This window comes from Nostoc sp. UHCC 0870 (assembly GCF_022063185.1).
Taxonomy (GTDB): Bacteria; Cyanobacteriota; Cyanobacteriia; order Cyanobacteriales; family Nostocaceae; genus Trichormus.
The window spans coordinates 4,330,342-4,351,665 of record NZ_CP091913.1 but is presented as its reverse complement, the minus strand read 5'-3'; the positions used below and the strand labels follow the sequence as shown (position 1 = coordinate 4,351,665).

Below are 21,324 nucleotides of genomic sequence, written 5' to 3'. Positions count from 1 at the left end.
TTCGCAATTCGCAATTACTTGTTGTAACAGGGATTTAGACCCCGCCATAACACTTGCGGCTTGATAGAAGCCGGGGATTTAAACCCCTACATTTTGTTAATCCCCTCCCCGCAAGCGGGGAGGGGAGACAAAGCATAGCTTTGGCGGGGTGGGGTTCTTCGCGTTAACTAATTCAAAAATACTGTACCATCTTCTTGGATTCTGACTGTACCTTTATCCTGACCAAAGTTAGTTGTTTCGTCTAGTCGCACTTCTAACATTCCTTGGGTTGATGTCGGTTGTGGAATCACTTGAATCAGTCCACCATCCTGACGGTAAAGCGTGAGTGTAACAGGTGCGTTTAAACCTTGCAGCATTACATTTGATTTACCTTGTAGCGATCGCGGTGATGTATCGCCAATTACTTCATAAGTAACTTCAGCACCTGTATCATTCACCAACCGGACGTTAACCTGATTATTCACTAGAGCGAGTCTAGCACTGGGTTGTTGACGTTCTCTGGGAAGGGGAGGTTGAATCACAGAAACCGGTGGACGGGGGGGAATCATTTGTTCTGGATTAATCCCCCGTGCTTGCATTTGTTGGGTGAGAGCATTGGGGGGACATCCTTGGGGGACTACATTTCTAGAGTTGAAAGGTTCTTCGTAATAAATGCGAGGACAGGGATTAACTCCACCGATACGCGATCGCGGTGCTTCCCCACCCATACCTTGTGGGTATGGTGACTGGGTGACAGGGGGAGTGATTGGTGGTAGAAGTCCTTGCGCCGCTAATCTGCGAGTTAACGCGTTGGGAGGACAACCTTGAGGAACTATAACCCGATTGTTATGAGGTTCTTCGTAGAAAATACTAGGACAAGGATTCACCTTGGGAATGGGTTGTTGTGCTGATGCTACTTGAGGAATTACAGGTATACCGATTAGTAACCCTCCGCAGATAGCACTAAATAATTTTTGAGCATATGTCTTCATACGTTACTCCTGATTAGATTTATTTTTGCTCAATATGTAGATTTGTGATTTACTTGATTGCCTTGGTAATAATTAAGATAAAACCTGACTTAAAAATTAAATTTTTAAGCAATTTCAATTTAACAATTAGTTCTTTTGTCTATCTCTAACTTTAGGCTTGTAACCAAGGACTCAAACATTAATTAATATCTATTCTCTGGGTATGATATGTAGCAAAATATCAGTAATAGATAAATTATTCTTAGGAGCGCAAATCCTTGCACTCCTAATTTAGGATCAATTATTTGTCAACACTCTGACTAAGCTTCTTGCCACAGTTGGCGAATTTTGTCGGGTAGCCAACTAGCGATTTCCTCTATTCTTTCTGGTGATAATTCATCTTTAGTAGCAGAAAAAATAGCCTTAACAACTTTTTCTCTTTCTACATTAGGGGGCATTCCGCCTTCATTAGCTACTCGAAATAGAAAGCGATCGCTATCAATTTTAAAAATTCCAGGGCCTTGCCAGGGTGGACGTACCCGGCTCAAAAACCCTACAAGGGGATTTGTATCATGCCACAAATCAGCAATTTCCATTTGCAGAGATTTATCATCAGTCATTTCTGCTGGTTCGTGTAATTCTGCCTCAACGCGATCAGCTGCTTCTGTCGTCATCAAATCACGCATGACTCGAAAAACTACTTCTGTGATATCTCTGGCATCATAGACATCTGATAAACCACTCTCTAGTTTAACTTTTTCTAAAAATGGAATATCTCTTTCTTGGATAGCAGTTGACATTTAATACTCCAAAAATTACTTCATCGTTACATTTTATTGGCAACAAAAAATTAGTTATTTCACCACTGATAATGCAACCATTAGTAAATAATGTAATAAATAAAGTGAGGATAATTCATCTACCACAGGAAACAAATATTAATTAAAAAATTAAGACTCAAGAGTGACTGGTAAAGTCACAATAAAAGTAGTACCCTTGCTTAAAATGCTTTCTACTTGAATTTGACCGTGATGATGTTCGACAATAGCTTGTGCGATCGCCAGTCCTAATCCTGAACCTGTAGCACTGTTTGTAGCTAGATTCCCCGCCTTATGGGTGCGTGCTGGATCAACTCGATAAAAACGGTCAAATAACTTGGGTAACGCCTCAGCCGGAATCCCCACACCGCTATCACTCACTTTAATTTGCAAACAAGCAGCACTGTTGTAGCGAATTCTATCTATCCGTGCTAATTCTACATTCACCTCGCCACCGGCTGGGGTGTATTGCAAAGCATTACTAATCAAATTCGTGAATAAACGCACCAACTGATCCCAGTTACCCCACAGTGTGAACCAATTTTCTAATAATTCCGCGCTAGTTTCAAAAGGGGGAGAGTCTATGAGGTGTAAGTTCAAGGTAATGGCTTTTTCTGTGGCTAACAGTTGTTGTTCTCCTACCACTTCCATTAATAAAGCATCCATAGGACAAGCTGCAAAGCCATCTTTACTCATGCCACTATCTTGACGTGCTAAAAATAATAAGTCATTAACTAACCTACCCAAACGCTGTGTTAGCCGTTCCACCGCCTTTAACTGTTGGCGATAATTTTTAGTAACAGTCGTCTCTGTTTCTGTTAATTCCAAGTCAGTCAAAGCTACTTGCACATTAGTTTGAATTAGCGTGATGGGACTTCTTAATTCATGGGAAGCATCAGCCGTAAATTGTTTTAGCCGTTGGTAAGATTCGCCAACAGGTTGCATCGCCTTACCCGAAAGAAACCAACCGCTAGCAGCTACAGACACCACCATTAACCCTGTACCCAACGCCAAATCAAAAATTAACTGGCGACTTGGTTTAGTCACTTCAAACCAAGGATGACTCACTCGCAGATATCCTAAAACCTGTCGTCCAACTTCTACGCGTTGGGTAACTTGACGTAATAGTAGTGCTGAGTCCTGAGTGGAGAGTGGAGAGTGGGGAGTTTCTGTGTTTTCCCATTTTTCTTGTTTAACTATACGTACAGTTTCCCCGGTGCGATCGCTATGTATGGGAATATTGAGAGGTTCAGAAAAAGTAGACCAAATTAACTCACCAGTGGAACTAAACCACTCTAAATCAATGTGGTCATCTTCTACAGTGTTGGCATTGGTGCGAAAACTGGCTTCTACATTTATGCGAAATTGTTCAGGCTCATTGTTAATGGGTTCAATAACTAGCGATCGCTCGACTATTTCCACTACATGATTGAGCGTATCATCAACACGTTCAATCAAGGTATTACGGACATATAAATATACACCACTGGCGAAGAGTAAGAGTAATACCGCAGTTACGGCAGTGTACCAGATAGCCAGACGGCGACGAGTAGCTTGGAACATTTGGCAATGTAGAGAAAATCTGATCTTATCTTTTGAATGTTAAATTATGGTTGGCGAATAGTTCTACGACAGTAGTAGGTCTATCAAGTTAGTTTTGACGGTTCGTAGTAAGGACTTTAGTCCTGATTTTTCTAAGGACGAAAGTCCTTACTACAAACTTACTTATCCCTCAATTCAAATTTAATGACCTAGTAGAACCTTACTTAAAACCAATAATAATCCTGAGAATGTTCCGTTACTGATGAAACATATTTTAGGGTCGCATAATTCCGGTATCACTAAGGTACTGAGATAAACCAATGTTCGATACATTACGAATCAACTAGGATTGCCATATAGCGTTTCTTCATCACATGAGATACATCATAGCCCCCTCCTTGCTTGCGGAGAGGGGGTTGGAGGTGGGGTTCTTGTGAGAACCGCTATAGCGTTTCCTAATCACATGAGATACATCATAGCCCCCTCCTTGCTTGCGGGGAGGGGGTTGGGGGTGGGGTTCTTGTAACTTGCTCAACCAAGAAACGCTATATTTGCCCAACAGTTCCCCATATCCTCTGAGGACTAAAAGGTAATTATGAATTAAAACAGTAAAAATACTGTTTCTTCTCATCATGTTGTGAGTATAAATTCATGTTGCGTTCATAGGATTTTTTTAACAAAACATATTAAGGAATATTACAGTGACTCCAAAACATAGACAAAAACTTAAAATTATTAGCAATCTTGCTATTTTTCAAGTCAAGCTTGCAAAGTATATTTACTTACATTTAGGCACAACCTTAGCAACCTTTCTGATAGGTTTAACGGCTATTGCAGTACCATCAGCAAACGCTTCAGATCATGTTGTTACTGAACCAGAGGTACAATTAAATTCTACTCAAACGCTATCTGAAACTAATACTTCTCAGCCTAATACTCAAACTGAATTTTCACAGAATATAGAAAACCCCTCTTCATTCAACACCAACCAACTGTACCTCTCCTCTATAACTGTAGAGACGTTGCATACAACATCTCTACATATTCCCCCTTCTCTTACAGGGAATGGAGGTAAATCAATGACTTTTATCCATGAGATGAAAAGTCAAAATATTCAGCCACCAGAATTTAGTAAGGTTGATACTGCTGAAATATTTTCAACTCACTCAAACCCAGAGATAGGGAAAAACGTAAAAGAGAAGTTACTAACATCCGACAATACAAATAACAAATTACAGTCACAAGAGCAATTACAGCCAAACAATCAAACTCAAATCATTGCACAAACTGACTCTTCTGGGGTTGTAGGTGACACTCTAGGAGATACTAATCAATTACGCCAAGAACTCTTAATTGAACCAATTATCAGAGTTCGTAAGACTTTTAAAGCTACTCCTGGTTCATCTGCGGGTACTCCTTCTGCTTACGGTGCAAGTTTCGGTCAAGCCTATATTGGGGGTGGGTTAAGCTTCCCTCTTGATGAAGATAAGGATAACGTAGACGGTTCTTTGTCGGTGGGTTTTGGTTTAGGTGATGCAGTTAAATCTGTAGGCTTAGAAGTTAACGCCAATATTACCAGTGTCGGTGGTGGTAATGATTTTGATTTTGGCGATAGTGGCGGTGTCGGTTTTAAGCTACACAAATATTTTACTGATGGTACGGCTGTGGCTGTTGGTTGGTCAAATGCTGTCAAATGGGGCGATGCTACCGATGCTGAAGATACTATCTATGGGGTAGTTACTAAGTCATTTCCACTGCAACCAGATAACCCAAACCATAAATTACCTCTGACTATTTCTGCTGGTATTGGTAGTGGTAGTTTTCGTTCTAAAGGTGCAATAGAAGCAGGTGATAACTCTGTAAATGTTTTTGGAAGTGTGGGTTTAAGAGTGATTCCACAAATGTCTTTAGTAAGTAGCTGGACGGGAAATCGCCTCAATATGGGAGCATCTTTTGCACCTTTTAACGATATTCCCATAGTTATCAATACTATTTTCACAGATGTAACTAGCAATTTTGAAACCGGTCTTGGGTTTACTTTAAGTGCAGGGTATACTTTTCGGTTTTAAATGTTGAGTTATTGTGGAACTAATTTAATTATTTCCCTACTTGTGGGGCTACGATGTACAGACAAGTCCTATAAGTAATTAAACGGACACAATATTTAGCAGTAATAGTCATGAAAAAACAAAAATTCTCTCTCAATTTAGGTTTGGTATTAATTTTATTGACTGGTTTAGTCAGTGCGCCCCTGAGAGTAAATGCAGGTAGTGCTAATGTAGTCGGTGTTAGTGATGATTCTGCTAGCTCATCTGGTGATAATGTTAGTCCTGTTAATTCAGAACCAGTTGTTGAACCTGTACCTGGTACTAATGTTGAGGTAAATAGCGGTGGTTCTGAGGTTAATGTTAGTGCCTCACCGGAAGTTCAGGACAATGTGAATGAAACTGCTGATGAGATATTGCAACAAGCTGAAGATGCTGATAGCTCAGTACCAGTCAGTAGTGTTGGTGTTGATGGTAATGTCTTGAGTGATGCTGGTAGTTCTAATAGTGTATTTGCCATTGTTGTAGTTATTTTACAAGGTGGTGCTAATGCAGAAACTTCTGTCAATCAGTTACAAAGTTCTTTGGGTAATTTAGGCATTTCACCATCTGCAATACAAGGTCTGATTAACGCTCTCCAAGGCATGATTAGTAAATCATCAGCATCTACATCTGGTGTTGATATGGGGTCTTCACAACCAGTGCAGTTAGTAGCTGGTGTTAAGAATTTAAAAACAGAAATTGCTCAGAGTGCAGCTAAACCAAGTGTGGATTTGAATAAGTTGAATGCTGCTATTACTGCTTACAATAATATTGTGATGGAAAGTAGTCCTGAAGTGCTTCAGAAGTTGACAAAAGACCCACAATTTTTAGAGATTGGTAAGATTCTTAAGCAGTTACGGGCTGCTTTGAATAAGCGTTAAACAACAAATGTTTTGAGACCAGACCAGATTTTTGAGATGTTTCTGGTACAGCAAAAACTTGGCATTAACGTTGTACAATGCAACCATGAATTTCTTCTATTTGAGTTGCACAACTCAGTATAGTAGGTTGCTGTAACTGATTTTTAGCCATGTAGACCGTCTGACAAGACCAATATAGCGTTTCCTAATCACATGAAGTATATCATAGCCCCCTCCTTGCGGCGGAGAGAAGTCTGAGCGGCGGAAACCGCCGAACAGAACTTCGGAGGAGGGGGTTGGGGGTGGGGTTCTTGTACCTCACTCAACCGAGAACCGCTCCATAATGGTTAAAATTTCGGTATGACTGCGTATGCAAATAAATCACGCTCCTTTTGTAACGTTTAATATTTGATACTTTTTATATTTTATTCATCTATCCCAGGTAATGAAAGAATAAATTGGATGATCTGTCTAGTGATAGTTATAAAAAATATTTAATTTTGATACTTTACATGATACTAATGGTTTCCAATTTTGAGAGTATTTAATATGAGTAATGAAAAAAGAGTTGAAGCAACAATCAAAAATATTGAAGGCAAATTGCAAGAAGGAATTGGCGAAATTACTGGCAATCCATCTGATAGAGCAGAAGGTAAAGCAAAGCAAGTTGAAGCCCAAGTAATCCACACTACAGAAAATATCAAAGATGAGTTGAAGAAAGCTATTGATTAATAGTCAAAAAGCATAAATCAAATCAATTCGCTCACATCTTGCACTTACCTTATATCACGCCTGAAAATTTATTCTTAGGCTTATCTTTTGTAGTGTGGGCAATGCTTTTAGTGACATGAAACCACAGATTTTACGTTACTGGCATAGCCCACATTACAATTCTTTATATTTTATATGATTAAGTAAAGGTTAGCTGGGAATTAATTCACTCTAACCATGATAATTTTTATACTTTCTTAGTGACTGGTACGTCCAGTGATTAAACCCCAGATAAAAATAGCAATTATTGCCCCGATAATAGCCACAATGAGACCAGGAATACTGAGAGTAGCTGCTGTCAGTTGTAGTCTTCCCGTTTCTAAAAGAGTGACTACAGTACCGCCGATTAAAGCACCAATGATACCTAATATCATTGCTGATATGATACCACCACCCTGACGACCAGGGTAAATAGCCTTGGCGATCGCTCCAGCAATCACACCAAGAATTATCCAAGCAATAATGTTCATAATTTAATTTTGCAAAACACTTACCAGTAATTTATTAATTAAAATCTGGTTTTCCTTCCGCCAGAAGAAATAAGTATTAATAACTATAGTAATCTTGTTTTGATTTTTCAACTTATTTACGTAGGTAGGGAATAGAGAATGAGCCTTTGCAAGTTGTACGGAGTTGGCGATTGTCATTAGAACAATAAGTACAAAAATATCACTTAGCGCACCAAAGATAGGATGATCAATATTTTTTAAAATTGTTTAATACTGCAATTGACGTTTATAATCTTCAAGAAGTATTCCTAAAAAGGTAAACATTATCAACCTCATTTAGAAGCTTTTACAACCTTTTTTAAGGGAAATTAATGCGGAATCATTCTAAATCTTCCCCTTGGCAATATATCCCTACTCTATATTTCACTTCTGGTGTACCTTACGTCATTATTAACACTGTTTCTGTTATCTTTTACAAAAAACTTGGTATAAGTAACGCACAAATTGCCCTATGGACTAGCTTTCTTTATCTACCTTGGGTAATCAAGATGTTTTGGGGGCCAATTGTAGATATTTACTCAACAAAAAGAAAATGGATACTTTACACCCAGTTAGCAATGTGCTGCTGTTTGGGTATAGTAGCCTTTTGTTTACAATTGCCAAATTTCTTTTTTATCTCCCTGGCTGCTTTGACATTAGGGGCATTTATTTCAGCAACCTATGATATAGCTACAGATGGCTTTTATCTTTTAGCTTTAACTCCAGAAAAACAAGCCTTCTTTTCTGGTATTCGCTCATTATTTTACAGACTGGCTGTTATTTTTGGCTCTGGTTTTTTAGTAGTTATAGCGGGTTTCCTAGAAGGATACCTCAATAATATTCCTTTAAGCTGGACTATAGCACTTGGCTTTTCTGCTATCATTTTCGCTATTCTATTTATATTTCATAGCCTCGTTCTCCCCTTCGCAGAATCTGAGAATTCCAGACAGCCTCAAGCAACTAACCAGATACCATTTATCAAAATCATTACTTCTTATTTTCAGCAAGAAAAGATTTTGGCTATCTTAGCCTTTATATTGCTCTATAGATTAGGTGAGGCGATGCTTGTAAAAATAGCCTCATTATTTTTATTGGATAAACCAGAGTTAGGTGGATTAGGACTAAATACATCAGATGTTGGTTTAGTATATGGCACATTTGGTGTAGTATCTCTGATTTTTGGCGGTATACTTGGCGGTTTAGTAATAGCTAGATATGGATTAAAAAAATGTATCTTACCTATGGCTTTAGCTTTGAACTTACCAGATTTATTTTATGTCTATATGGCTTATACTAAACCTTCACTAACATTAGTCTATCCCCTAGTTTCCTTAGAACAATTCGGCTATGGTTTTGGGTTTACGGCTTTTACTGTGTACTTAATGTACATTTCTCAAGGAGAATATAAAACCTCTCACTTCGCCATATCTACAGGTATCATGGCTTTAGGAATGATGTTACCAGGAATAGTTAGCGGCTATTTGCAAAGTTCTCTGGGATATCCTTTATTTTTTGTTTTAGTTTGTTTCCTTACTATCCCTGGAATGATGACTTTATTTTTCATTCCTTTAAAATCGGACAGGAAAAATTAAGTTCTTAGTCAGGACTTTAGTCCTAATTTATCTCAGCACTAAAGTGGTTACTACAAACACAAGAAATACTACAATAAGCCATGAGTTATGTCTTAGGAATAGATGGCGGCGGTAGCAAAACCGTGTGTATTGTAATGGACGATAGGCATAAAATAATAGGTCGCGGTCAAGCAGGTGCAGCCAACTATCAAAGTATAGGCAAAGCAGCAGCTTTAAAGTCTATCGAAGCGGCAATTTACCAAGCAGCTAATGAAGCTTTAAAATTAACAAATTCAGTCACAATTACATCACTATGTCTTGGGTTAGCTGGTGTCGCTCGTGCCGAAGATATTAAAATAGTCAAAGATATCGTCAAAGAATTAAAAAATAACCAATCTTTACCTATTATCTGGGATTTACAACCATCTAATATTGTTATTTGTAATGATGCTTTGATTGCTTTAGTTGGCGGAATTGGTCATGCTGTAGGAATTGTAGTTGCAGTAGGTACTGGTTCTATAGTTTTCGGTCGTAATTCTCAGGGAGAAACCAAGCGAGTAGGTGGCTGGGGATATATTTTAGGCGATGAAGGTAGTGCCTATCAAATTGCTGTTGCTGGGATGCAAGCAGCATTAAAAGCTTATGATGGACGTGAAAAACACACCAGACTTGTAGAAGATTTTACACAACATCTGAGTTTGGCAAGTATAGAAGATTTAATCGAAGTTATCTATCGGCGTGGGTGGGGGGTCAAAGAAATAGCTGCTTTAGCTCCAATTGTAGATTTAGCAGCCGCTTCTGGTGATGAAGTAGCTAATCATCTAATTGATGATGCTGTTCAAGAATTAGCAAAAGCGACATCTACAGTAATTGAAGGAAGTTTCAATTCTGACTCAAACTTTGAAATAGTCACAACAGGAAGTGTGTGGCGGGGTAAATGTAAGATGCAGGAGAGATTTAATAAATCTATTGTGAAAAAATATCCTCACGTAAATATAATCTTTCCTCGTTATGAACCTGCTTATGGTGCTGGTTTGTTGGCTTTGCAGAGACTAATAGAAAAACAATAACGCCGTCTTAAGGTGACACCCGCCAAATTTTGACAGTCTCATCTCCACCACTACTTACAAGAGTTTTACCATCTGGACTAAAGGCCAGAGAGAAAACCCCAAATATATGTCCCTTGAGACTGCGAATTTGTTCTCCCGTTGCGACATTCCACAGTTTGATATCGTTGTCCCACACACCACTATGATTGACGCTTGGAGTCGTGTTAGTTGCACTTGCTAGGATCTGACCATTAGGATGAAAGCTGAGAGAGTTAGCAGTAAGTCCTTGTAAGGTGCGGATTTCTTGCCCTGTTGCTAGATTCCACAGCTTGATAGTGTTATCATTAGCGGCACTAGCAAGGGTTTTGCTATCAGAACTAAAAGCGATCGCTCGCAGTGTAGAAGAATGTCCTATTAGAGTACGAACTTTTCTACCTGTTTCTACATCCCAGAGTTGGATAGTTTTATCTATCTCCCAACTAGCACTAGCAATAGTCTTACCATCAGGACTCAAAGCTATGGAAGTAATCTTGAGTTCATCATCCTTGATGGTATGGATTTCTTTCCCTGTAGCTATATTCCAAATTTTAATAGTGTTATCCCAACCACCACTAATCAACTTTTTGCTGTCGGGGGTAAAGACTACGGAATTAATCCCCAAGTCATGTCCTCGGAGAGTAAGTATTTCTTTCCTTGTTGTCAGATCCCAAAGTTTGATAGTGTCATCACTACCACCACTCGCCAGAATTTTGCCATCGGGACTGATGACTACGGAATTAACACCCCAAGAATTCCCACTGAGAATGTCAATTTCTTCTCCCGTTTTCAGATTATAAAGTTGGATGTTTTTCCCACTACTAATCGTGATAGTTTGACCATCAGGACTGAAGTGAATAGAATCAACTGGGGAATTTACAGGTAAGGCTTTTTCTAAAAATAAACTGCTAGGCAAACTATTAATTAAATATATGGGATTAGCAATAAATCTATAGCGCAAATAACTATATGCAGAAGTAATAAATAATCCCAGCATTAAGGCAGTAAAACCTTGTAAGAATCTTTGTCTAAACTTGAGAACAAGCATAATTTTACTTTGCTTAAAGATGTTGAGAAGCAGAAATTATTTTTTCTGATCTGCTTTAAGAAGTTACTACTGCTTAACACCGGGTATTTACGGAAACAATGGCTAATCTGCGTGATAACTAGTTATTAGTTGCTTGTTTGCTGTATAAGTAGAACGGCAAGCCCTAATTAAAGGTTTGTAGTAAGGACTTTAGTCCTTCTTTCACTTGGCTAGTTCCTACTCGCAGCCTATCGCGTTGCGCGCACCACGCAAGTTATTTCAATAAATTCAGGACTTACCCAAGTGTCACAATCGATGGTTGGTGCGTGACGCTATCAGTCTCATAACTACGTTCAAATACTTTCGCAGCGTCACACACCCTACATAAATCAATTCAAAATTCAAAATTCAAAATTCAAAATATACCAGTTGCGTAAGTCCTAAAATTATTTGCGGTAATACGAAAAATGAGTTAAGGGGATAGATGACATTCGCTAGCGGCGAAGCATCTACCCCCAAATAGCTGCCCAGATGACGAACCTGGAACTTTAGAATCTGGTATCTAATAAACCCAGTATCAGCCGTGATATGTTGATTGTCACTGGGAGAGATACGGATTTAAAAGATTTTTGTGAACAGATAATACTGATTGAGTTCAAAATTTGGACTTCGCCAAAAGTGCTGTTCCATAGGCGGCTTCTGTATGCACAGAGGAAACTACTGGCACTTTTAAACATCGTTGACGAATTGCCGTCCAAGTAGGGTTTTCTGCCCCACCACCGGCTGTATAGACTTGATTTAAGCTATCTGCACCTAATTGTTGCAATAATTCATAGCCCCGCGCTTCTATACGAGCGATACTTTCTAACAAGCCATATAGAAATTCCACTGAATTATCTGGGCGTGGTGTGAGTCGTGGGGATAAATTGGGATCGTTAATGGGGAAGCGTTCCCCTGCTTTTAACAAGGGATAATAATCTAACTTACTGGACTGAGAACTATCAATTTCACGACTCAGATTTTCTAACTCTGCATCAGTAAAAAATTCCCTTAACACCGCACCCCCAGTATTAGAAGCACCTCCCGTCAACCACAAATCACCCAGGCGATGGCTGTAAACTCCATATCGCGCATCTTCTACGCGGGTACGACTCAAAAGTTTGAGTACCAATGTTGAACCTAGGGAAGTCACGGCTTCCCCTGGTGATGTTGTACCACTGGCTAAAAAGGCGGCAATACTATCAGTAGTACCAGCACAGACTAAACAATGAGGCGGTAACAAAAACTGATTGGCAATTTCAGGACGTAATTCTGCGATGGGAGTCCCAGGCGTTAATACTTCGGGTAGTTGAATCGGTATTTGCAGACTTGTCAACCATTCTGGGTATTTTAACTGTTCTACGTCATAACCCAACTTTAAAGCATTGTGGTAGTCACTGATCCCCAACTTGCCATGCAGCAGAAAACTCAGCCAATCGGCTTGATGCAAAAAATATTTAGCTTCGCTGAAGGTGGGTAATTGCATCATCCAGAAAAGTTTAGCCAAGCTGGAAGTTGCACTTAAGACGGTATGATTTGGCGGTGCTATCTTGCTCAATTTATCTAACACCGTTGATCCCCGTGGGTCGTTGTAGAGTAAGGGTGCAGATATGGGGTTGCCAGCATCATCACACAATAACACAGTTGAGGAAGTGCCGTTAATAGCGATCGCTCTCATCTCTCGCCGCCAATTCTGCGGTATTTGCGCCAGCAACGTCCATAATGCTGTTTCCCATGATTTTACATCAGCGATCGCCTCTGTTGCCCAAGGATATCTTACTTGTGTCTGGATTTGGGCTGCCTCATCAATTACCACTGCCCTCGCCCCAGAAGTACCAAAGTCGATCCCCAAATAACAACTCATAGTTTTATAAATTTTTTTGATGAAAAATAACTCAGACTACCGAATTCATCACGGATTTTGTTACAAGATGCAACAAGATGTGCCACAATTTTGGCAAAACAAGGAAAAGTAGTAAACGAACTCTTAAAAATCAGTTTGACGCTCAGGAGGTTTACAACCATGCCTATCTCTGATACTCAAGTTTACATTGCTCTAGTTGTGGCACTAATTCCAGGCATTTTGGCTTGGCGGTTAGCGACAGAACTTTACAAATAACGCCACCATACGTTATCAAGAGTGGAGTCTAATTATTTATGCTCCACTCTTGGAAGCATTAAACCAATTCGCAATGGACTAACGTCCCGCTCCGCTAACGCAATTCGCAATTCGCAATTACGTGTTGTAACGGGGATTTAGACCCGGACACAACATTTGCGGCTTGATAGAAGCCGGGGATTTAAACCCCCACATTTTGTTAAACTTGAAAATTAATTACCCTCGTAGCCTATAGGAAATTTCGGCGATTAATGAAAGTTTTACCCTATTGCATTTTGCCATGATTAATAACTAGTATAATTAATAACTTAAATTGTTTAATCAACCAAATATTAATACTGAAATTCTAATAACTGCAAAAATTAGCTAAAAGCTAGAAAAATCAATATAAATACAAACGTATTAACAGGTGTGAGCAAATTAAAATTGACAATAGCAAGATTGTTTTGATACCTTGGAAGCAATTAGTCCTACCTGAAGACAGGTAAAGACTAAAAAAGCAGCAAAAAGGACATGATACAACAACTTGTGACTCACCAGTGAGAATACGGTTTGGAATTGACATTAATTACTAAAAGAATAATAATCCTGGCAGATCAGGTGCAGTTTCCATAAACTGGTGGACAAATACCATCAAGTTAAACCAGTTACTTACGTATATTTTGTGTTTTTTTGACAATTAACATACGTGTAGCAATTTGGAAAAAATGAAGTAATATGTCAGCTAATCTTAGTCGTAATCCTAGCTAATAGGCTTTTTATGGCTTACTTTATTCATCAGGAAATTTCTCTTTTTAAGCATCATGAACGCTTTTCAACCTTCTAGACCTCCACAACAACCACCTATACAAAAACAACAGGCTGTTCCTCGGCCAAAACGCCATCTTCGCCAACGTTCTTACAAGGTGATGGCTGTAGAAGTTTCAGCCAAGGTAGCTGTCAATTTTGTCCTTTCAGCAACAGCAATATTCGCATTAGTTCAACTTGTGCCAAATCATTTTTCACAGCAAAGCAAGTTGCGAGAAGTTAGTACAGAAGTTAAGCAAATAGAAAAACGCGTCAGCATTTTACAGGCAGAATTTAGCCGTAATTTTGATCCGCGCCAAACTAGAAGTGTTATGCAGCAACAAACATATAAATTTGAACCTGGTCAACGTCCGGTTGTTTTAACCAATCAATATGGACAGGAAATAGACATTTCAGAGCCTTCACCCTAAGCAAAATATTAAATTGGTGATTGGCATCATACAAGTTGCTGACAGAAGTAATTATTGCTAAACAATAACCCTGGGTGCAAATTTCTTACAGTTAATAGTTAACATCTAACGTTTTGTAGTGTTATTTTATTTATCATCTATTAGCTATTAGAGAGAATACATCACCAAATTTAAATTAAAAATTCTATTTAATTTTGGATTTTTCATTTTACATAGCCTCAAAGGGCAAAAGTAAAAACCTTTATTTATCAGCTTTTTACTTATTGCATAGGATGTGCGGGCAATAATTCATTGAGCCAATTTTCTATTTGTAATCGCAAACGATAACCAGGAACATCTTTTTTATTAGCTAGGACAGGTAATTGAGTGAGGGCGCGACGATAGTCAGCGATCGCACAATTCCAATCTCCCCAAACATGATAAGTTCTAGCCCTTTCAGCCCAAATATGCCCTTCTAACTGACCAAATAGCAACGCATTATCAAAATTCTCAATTGCCTGGTCGTATTGTCCCAAATCCCGTAAAGTAATTCCACGGTTAATCCAGGCTCGCACATGGCCAGGATTAAAATCAATGGCGCAATCATAGTCAGCCAGTGCAGCCGTTAATTCCCCACAAGCCGCGTAATAATTGGCGCGATTATTGTAAGCACTAGCCAAATGAGGATTTAATTGCAGTGCTTTGTTGTAGTCCCGGAGTGCTTTGTGCAGTTCGCCACTTTGGAAGTAAATTAACCCCCGGTTGTTGTAATCTACAGCATTGTGTGGATGGCGTTTAATTAATTCGGTTAAAAGAGCGATCGCTTCAGTATAATTCCCCTGTTGAGCTGAACTCAACGCGCAAGAACGTAAGTAACTGTCACCGTTAGCCCCATTTTGTTTGTCAGTAAATGTATTATTAACAACAAATTGATAACAGTTATTTTGCTGTTCTCCAGCAGCTAGGAATGATTGAATGTTCATGTTTTCGCCTAAATGCTCCTTGAAATCAAGTTAGAATTTTACTGTTGCGGTAGCGGTGATTGTGTGTCACTTGTGCAGGTGTCTATGATTACTTATTTACAATGACCAAATCACATTTCAGGAACTGCAACCAGTAAAAAATACACTTCATACAGACAATTAATGCTTCAACCTAGTTACAGATACTTCTTCCCCAGGTTAAATTCCTGAAACGAAGCATCAAATATTAATCTCTACGAACATTCCAGGAGTTAGAGAGACAAATTGGTAAAATGCCAAAGACAGAGCAGGGGAGACAAGGTAGACAAGGTAGAATTTTTCTCCCAGTCCCCAATCCCCAGCCCCCAGAAGTTCTTAATTTTGAATTTTGAATTTTGAATTTTGAATTAATTCCTCCCCAATCCTATTTCCCACGACAACAATGACTTACCAAAATGCACCTGATTTAGCGGCTGATGATTATGTTGTGATTGGTCTAGCAACCTGCTTCATCAAAGAAGATGGAGAAGTTCATGAAGTCGAAGTCCTAGAACCAATTCCTTCAGCAGCTTTAGAAGCAATTTTCAAAGGTATTCCCACGTCCTATAAATTCGCTTCTGCAACCAATGTGGGTGCAGTGGTAAACGATGAACAGCCAACCTTCCCCACAGGGTTTCCTGATTCAGCTCAATTTGCAGATGAATTTGTGTCACGGGTGTTTGCAGCAGCTCGTACTTACAAGCGGCGTGAAAGCGCACAAGCTTTGATCCCCGTAGGTTCAACCTACTCTGATTTTAAATATTCCGTAGATCGCAAGCGTATACTAAACGCCGCTAGATTGGTAACAAAAGAAGATAACGTCAAACAGCATTCTCACACTCACAAAGTTCTTTAATCTTAGGTAGTTATGTTGAAACTGTATGGCGGCGTTCGTAGTCGGGCTACTATCGTCCAATGGTATTTAGAGGAACTAGAAGTTCCCTACGAGTTTGTCATGCTGGATATGCAGGCGGGAGAACATCTCCAGCCTGAATTCTTGAAAATTAACCCCATCGGCAAAGTACCAGCCATAGTAGATGGAGACTTTATACTATGGGAATCCGGGGCAATTTTACTTTATCTAGCTGATAAGTATGGCAAACACCCAGTTTCGCCACAGGAGCAGGCGATCATTAATCAATGGGTACTATTTGCAAATGCTACTTTGGGGAATGGTATTTTTCTCGAAGCCAACCGGGAACGGGAAACACCCCGTTTGTTGACTCCCTTGAATGAAATTTTTGCCCGACAACCTTTTTTACTAGGAGAGGAATTCAGCGTTGTTGATGTCGCGGTGGGGTCTCTCTTGGCTTACATTCCCATAATGCTGAAGCTAGATTTGAGTCCTTACCCAGCTGTTGAGCAATATATCCAGCGCATGATAGAAAGGCCAGCATATCAAAAAGCGATCGCCACAAGGGGTAATTCTAATTCGTAATTCGTTTCTGCTTGATTGCTCAGGACAAACCAAGAACCCCACCCCGCCAAAGCTACGCTTCGTCTCCCCTCCCCGCAAGCGGGGAGGGGGTTGGGGGTGGGGTTTAATGACGATGGGACAGCAAGCCCTAATTATCTCAACTAAAATAGTTATCGATAATTTGTGAACTGCAAAGCTACAGGATAGTCTTCTTGCTTTAAGCGTTGCATAACGGCTTGCAAATCGTCTTTAGCTTTGGCAGAAACTCGCACAGCATCACCTTGAATTGACGCTTGGACTTTTTTGAATTCGTCACGAATCAATTTGGATATTTGTTTAGCAATATCCTGGCTGATACCTTTTCTGAGGGTGATTTCTTGACGGACGCGATTACCACTTGCGGAGTCTACTTTGCCAAAATCAAAGATTTTTTGGGAAAGATTCCGCTTGGCAGCCTTTTCACGCAAAATATTGTGAACAGAATCTAGGGTAAACTCGCTATCTGTGCCGATAGTAATTTTTTCTTCACCCAACTCAACAGTAGTTTGGGTATCCTTGAGGTCATAACGACTTTTGAGGTCACGGATGACTTGATCAACAGCATTCACCAATTCTTGCCGATCAAAATCACTCACAATGTCAAAGGAATAAGTAGAAGCCATAAGAAATATTGGACGTGAAATGTTGGAATTGGGACTGGGGAAAATGGGAAGTAGAAGAGCAGAGGAGACAAGAAATAATTTTTTGACTTTTTCTGCCCTATTCCCAATTTAACCCTTAGCTTGCATGATACTCAGGACAATGAGAGTACCAGAGCTAAGAGAGCCAATGCCAAACATGAGCGATCGCAATAGCGGTATATTCAAAATATAAAATATCGAGAATAGCAGGCGAGCCACAACAAAGGCGATCGCAGCCCATGCTGCTATAGAAGAATTCACACCAGTTACATAAGCCATTAGTGCAGCCGCAGCAAACACCATAAATGTTTCAAAAGAATTTTGGTGCGCCCAGGTAGCTCTTTGCGCGTAAGGTGGCAATTTATCAAAAATAGCACGAGGGGCAGAAACATCATACCCAACTCGTACACGGGCATACCCTACAACTAAAAATGGCAGGTAAATTAACACCGCAGCTGCGGCGATCGCATACAAAAAAATAATCATCAGTCTCTACTCCATAGTCATTAGTCTATAGTTCATACTCAGTCATTAGTTCGACTGTGGACTGTTGACTGCTGACTAATCAAAGTAGAAAAGTGTCACCACCTTTCTTTGTTCTTCAGCATCTCCACAAGTTTGTAGCAGAGTGCGACTGTCATGAAATGCAAAGCAGATCAGCTGCTGGCAACGGGAGACAATCTCTTTGTTACAGATGTAACTAGCTTCAGCCAGAGACAAGTTATCATTACTAGGATTTTCTACTAAGTGCATAACCTGCTCTAGTTGCTGGCGAGATTCATGGGGCTGGCGTTCTAAGCTTTGGGGTAAAATTACCGTCAGCAAATTCGGATCAGCCCGCATTGCTCCCTTAATAGCAGCTGAATTCGTACCCGCAGCACCGGATGTAATGACTCGATTGCCTGATAAAACTAAGGCATAGGTCATCATTTCAATGAGATTTTGATGCGTAATTGGCACATGACGCGACCCCAACAAGGCGATTCGTTTAGAACCTGTTTGCTGGATTGTCGCCAGTTCTTGCGCCAACGTATCGAGGTTAATAAGGTCTGTTGACTGGCTCAAAGACGGAGGTAATCAGATTAAACAACCCCGTTATTCTACCAAACAGCGTGTAAGTCCGAAGCGAACTTGAGTTACATACTACTAAGTTTTCTTAATAGATCGAGGGAGTAGGGACAAATCAAGTCAAAAGTCGTAGACGCAAAAGCGGCTACTCTATGAGTTCTCCGCAGGAGTACCCGAAGGGTAAGTCAAAAGTCAAAATTAATTAACTCCTGGGGACTGGAAGGGACACTAACTAATGCTCACTCAGCACCGGCTAAACGCCGCGCTACCGCTAACAGCACTCACAACCGGCTAAACGCCGCGCTACCGCTAACAGCACTCAAATCAGACTTTTGCAGGTGTTAAACCTAACTTAGATAACAGGCGGTTAATGTCAAAATGCTCAGACATTAATTGGCGGATGCAGTGAACCTTAATCGGTTCATGAACACGTACTTGACCGAAGGTGCGGTCAACAATTTCTACCGTGGTGAGGGTATCTAAGTCAACAGACAAAATCGGGATTTCTAACTCTTCAGCGCGAGTGAGAATAAATTGGGGTGGTGGTAGTTGTCCGGTGAGGATGAGACATTGGGTAGAAGTTTCCAAAGCGGCTTGTTGAATTTCCACGCGATCGCCTCCTGTCACTACTGCCATATTCCGCCGCTTGCGGAAATATTTGACAGCCGCATTCACGTTCATCGCGCCAATCGCTAGACTCTCCACCATTAAATCTAAGCGATCGCTGCGACAGAGAACTTCGGCGTTGAGCTGCTTAACTAATTCACCCACGCTGACACTACGGAGTAAATCGTTTTTGGGTAGCATCGCCATCACAGGAATGCCCTGCTGTTCTAAAAATGGGCGCATCACATGATTAACTGTCTCTAGCTGCGCTGACGGAATATCATTGATGACAACTCCGATCAAGCGATCGCCTACACGCTCCTTGGCAGATAATATCGACTCTACAGACAGTAGTGAGTTGTAGCGAGTTACTAGCATGACACTAGCATTTAACACCTCAGCTACCTGGAGCAAAGATAAATCAAACAGATAACCTTCCGCCAAATCACCAGGGCCTTCAAGCAGCACTAGATCGCCTCTAGGAATTTGTAAATACTGCTCTACTAAAGACTGACGATAATTAGTGTTGTCTTCACCATTTAAGCGTCTTTGCACACTGGCTTCATCCAAAGCCAGCATTGTCGGCACAATGCGGTTTGCCGATAGATTGAGACTAAGAGTAATAAACTGGACATCTTCGTCAACTACAGTGGCATCAGGCGTACTCAGACAATTGCCTAGGGGTTTACCATAAGCAATATCTAATCCTTTTTGCTGTAACTGATGAGACAAACCCAGGACTGTTGCCGACTTACCACTGTAAGTTTCGGTTGAGCCAATCAGCAAATATTTAGCAGATTTTGGCACACATGCACTCCTAATTTCAAAAGGAAGTAAAATCCAGCCAGGTGTTTATTAATTTTAATTGGTTCTGGCCGAATGATTAGGCGATCGCAAAATATAATTTCCCTAAAAATTCTTTCTTAAAGTAACATTTCTTGCTTTTATAGTTATATATTTTTACTATTAAATTGGTATATTTTTATTATTTATTAAGATATAATTTTTAGCTTAACTTTCAACTCGATAGTCTTGTTATGCCGACTCCTAAACGACGCAGGAGACGGGGTACAGGGTACAAAAAAGAGGAAAATAAGTTTATTAACCAACAAAAACAAGGTTGTCAGGATATTTTAATCATAACTTACTCTGACAACCCTCAAGCTTTAATTAACTGAATTATTCGTCAGCACGTAGTAGCTTCCGGTAAAAAGATTGTGAGAAATCAGTTACTTTATAGCGTTTATAGTTTTCCATAAGTTCAATTAAAAAACTAATAAATTCAAAACTAGCCATCATTATTTCATAACTGAACTCAGCATTGCCATCAAACTGCATTCGGCAACGGGTTAAATCAGAAGGTAGGGTAGCCACATTCCACGAGGCGACAAAGGGAACGTTTTCACCGGCTTCTATTTTTCGATGTCCTTCTAAATTTCCTTTTTGATAAAGACCGATAGCATAGGGTAAGAAATTACGCTTCGCCGCACCTTGAACATAAGGTAAGTAGACGTTTGCTTGTTGGGCATTAACAGGCTGGAGTTGCTCAATAGACATTGTTGACTCTTCCTCAACATTAGTTGACAACTAGGAATATGGTTAGTTCTCAATGCAGTATTCCCAAAAAACTTGTGTTGTACACAGTTTTTGAGTGCTGAATAATGAGTAATGAGTAATGAGTAATGAGTAATGAGTAATGAGTAATGAGTAATGAGTAATGAGTAATGAGTAATGAGTAATGAGTAATGAGTAATGAGTAATGAGTGCTGTTAGCGGTAGCGCGGCGGTTAGTCGGTACTGAGTAGTGATATCAAGTTCGGATAATTTAGTTATGTTTCCCACAATCCCTACAACCACACCTTAATCTTACGAAGGGACTTCTAGATAAAAAATATCTAAACTGTAGGGTGCGTCAGTGCGATAGAACCTAACTATACTCAGAAATTATTTATACTGACGCACCCTACTCAACTGGCACACTTCGTTCATTTAAAAGTTT

Annotated in this window: 21 protein-coding genes; 9 read left to right on the top strand and 12 right to left on the bottom strand. The window is 39.9% G+C overall.

The annotated features are described in order from the left end of the window. Window positions 1-167: 167 nt before the first annotated feature. The 3 genes from L6494_RS18320 to L6494_RS18310 form a co-directional block, all read right to left on the bottom strand. Window positions 168-971, bottom strand: a complete 804-nt coding sequence (locus tag L6494_RS18320) for a hypothetical protein (protein ID WP_237989110.1) — start codon at window positions 969-971, stop codon at window positions 168-170. Window positions 972-1,270: 299 nt separating this feature from the next. Continuing rightward, on the bottom strand, window positions 1,271-1,750 hold the full coding sequence (locus tag L6494_RS18315; RefSeq protein ID WP_237989109.1) for a DUF2267 domain-containing protein: 480 nt from the start codon (window positions 1,748-1,750) through the stop codon (window positions 1,271-1,273). Window positions 1,751-1,900: 150 nt separating this feature from the next. Next, window positions 1,901-3,331: a sensor histidine kinase gene (locus L6494_RS18310; protein WP_237989108.1), complete on the bottom strand. Its 1,431-nt coding sequence runs from the start codon at window positions 3,329-3,331 to the stop codon at window positions 1,901-1,903. A 1,076-nt stretch (window positions 3,332-4,407) separates the two neighbouring features. Here L6494_RS18310 and L6494_RS18305 point away from each other — a divergent pair. The 3 genes from L6494_RS18305 (at window position 4,408) to L6494_RS18295 (ending at window position 6,989) form a co-directional block, all read left to right on the top strand. Further along, window positions 4,408-5,379, top strand: a complete 972-nt coding sequence (locus L6494_RS18305) for a hypothetical protein (protein ID WP_442947018.1) — start codon at window positions 4,408-4,410, stop codon at window positions 5,377-5,379. Between the two features lie 110 nt (window positions 5,380-5,489). Further along, window positions 5,490-6,278: a hypothetical protein gene (locus L6494_RS18300; RefSeq protein ID WP_237989106.1), complete on the top strand. Its 789-nt coding sequence runs from the start codon at window positions 5,490-5,492 to the stop codon at window positions 6,276-6,278. A 528-nt stretch (window positions 6,279-6,806) separates the two neighbouring features. Next, window positions 6,807-6,989 (top strand): CsbD family protein, encoded by a 183-nt coding sequence (locus L6494_RS18295; RefSeq protein ID WP_190705351.1) that lies wholly within the window; start codon window positions 6,807-6,809, stop codon window positions 6,987-6,989. Window positions 6,990-7,225: 236 nt separating this feature from the next. Here L6494_RS18295 and L6494_RS18290 read toward each other — a convergent pair whose 3' ends face one another. Next, window positions 7,226-7,498, bottom strand: a complete 273-nt coding sequence (locus L6494_RS18290) for a GlsB/YeaQ/YmgE family stress response membrane protein (protein WP_237989105.1) — start codon at window positions 7,496-7,498, stop codon at window positions 7,226-7,228. 350 nt (window positions 7,499-7,848) lie between these two features. Here L6494_RS18290 and L6494_RS18285 point away from each other — a divergent pair, with 350 nt between their 5' ends. Further along, window positions 7,849-9,108, top strand: a complete 1,260-nt coding sequence (locus L6494_RS18285) for an MFS transporter (protein WP_237989104.1) — start codon at window positions 7,849-7,851, stop codon at window positions 9,106-9,108. 80 nt (window positions 9,109-9,188) lie between these two features. Continuing rightward, a complete protein-coding gene (locus tag L6494_RS18280; RefSeq protein ID WP_237989103.1) occupies window positions 9,189-10,157 on the top strand; it encodes an N-acetylglucosamine kinase in 969 nt (322 codons plus the stop codon). A 7-nt stretch (window positions 10,158-10,164) separates the two neighbouring features. Here L6494_RS18280 and L6494_RS18275 read toward each other — a convergent pair whose 3' ends face one another. Further along, window positions 10,165-11,220: a WD40 repeat domain-containing protein gene (locus L6494_RS18275; protein ID WP_237989102.1), complete on the bottom strand. Its 1,056-nt coding sequence runs from the start codon at window positions 11,218-11,220 to the stop codon at window positions 10,165-10,167. A gap of 634 nt (window positions 11,221-11,854) precedes the next feature. Next, window positions 11,855-13,102 (bottom strand): FGGY-family carbohydrate kinase, encoded by a 1,248-nt coding sequence (locus tag L6494_RS18270; RefSeq protein ID WP_237989101.1) that lies wholly within the window; start codon window positions 13,100-13,102, stop codon window positions 11,855-11,857. 159 nt (window positions 13,103-13,261) lie between these two features. Here L6494_RS18270 and psaM point away from each other — a divergent pair, with 159 nt between their 5' ends. After that, window positions 13,262-13,357: a photosystem I reaction center subunit XII gene (psaM, locus tag L6494_RS18265; RefSeq protein ID WP_027404816.1), complete on the top strand. Its 96-nt coding sequence runs from the start codon at window positions 13,262-13,264 to the stop codon at window positions 13,355-13,357. An 803-nt stretch (window positions 13,358-14,160) separates the two neighbouring features. Beyond that, on the top strand, window positions 14,161-14,574 hold the full coding sequence (locus tag L6494_RS18260) for a hypothetical protein (protein ID WP_237989100.1): 414 nt from the start codon (window positions 14,161-14,163) through the stop codon (window positions 14,572-14,574). 260 nt (window positions 14,575-14,834) lie between these two features. Here the strand turns inward: L6494_RS18260 and L6494_RS18255 are convergent, their stop codons facing one another. After that, entirely contained in the window at window positions 14,835-15,536 is a 702-nt protein-coding gene (locus tag L6494_RS18255; RefSeq protein ID WP_237989099.1) for a tetratricopeptide repeat protein, read from the bottom strand. Between the two features lie 421 nt (window positions 15,537-15,957). Between L6494_RS18255 and L6494_RS18250 the strand changes: the two genes are divergently transcribed. Continuing rightward, on the top strand, window positions 15,958-16,410 hold the full coding sequence (locus L6494_RS18250; RefSeq protein ID WP_237989098.1) for a hypothetical protein: 453 nt from the start codon (window positions 15,958-15,960) through the stop codon (window positions 16,408-16,410). Between the two features lie 12 nt (window positions 16,411-16,422). Next, entirely contained in the window at window positions 16,423-16,992 is a 570-nt protein-coding gene (locus tag L6494_RS18245) for a glutathione S-transferase family protein (RefSeq protein WP_237989097.1), read from the top strand. 149 nt (window positions 16,993-17,141) lie between these two features. Here the strand turns inward: L6494_RS18245 and L6494_RS18240 are convergent, their stop codons facing one another. The 5 genes from L6494_RS18240 to ebsA form a co-directional block, all read right to left on the bottom strand. Beyond that, window positions 17,142-17,633, bottom strand: a complete 492-nt coding sequence (locus L6494_RS18240) for a YajQ family cyclic di-GMP-binding protein (RefSeq protein ID WP_237989096.1) — start codon at window positions 17,631-17,633, stop codon at window positions 17,142-17,144. 108 nt (window positions 17,634-17,741) lie between these two features. Continuing rightward, window positions 17,742-18,137: an MAPEG family protein gene (locus L6494_RS18235; protein WP_237989095.1), complete on the bottom strand. Its 396-nt coding sequence runs from the start codon at window positions 18,135-18,137 to the stop codon at window positions 17,742-17,744. A gap of 75 nt (window positions 18,138-18,212) precedes the next feature. Beyond that, on the bottom strand, window positions 18,213-18,716 hold the full coding sequence (locus L6494_RS18230; protein ID WP_237989094.1) for a DNA recombination-mediator protein A: 504 nt from the start codon (window positions 18,714-18,716) through the stop codon (window positions 18,213-18,215). Between the two features lie 327 nt (window positions 18,717-19,043). Further along, a complete protein-coding gene (locus L6494_RS18225; RefSeq protein ID WP_237989093.1) occupies window positions 19,044-20,132 on the bottom strand; it encodes a phosphotransacetylase family protein in 1,089 nt (362 codons plus the stop codon). A 372-nt stretch (window positions 20,133-20,504) separates the two neighbouring features. Next, a complete protein-coding gene (gene ebsA / locus L6494_RS18220) occupies window positions 20,505-20,882 on the bottom strand; it encodes a type IV pilus biogenesis protein EbsA (protein ID WP_237989092.1) in 378 nt (125 codons plus the stop codon). Window positions 20,883-21,324 lie beyond the last annotated feature (442 nt).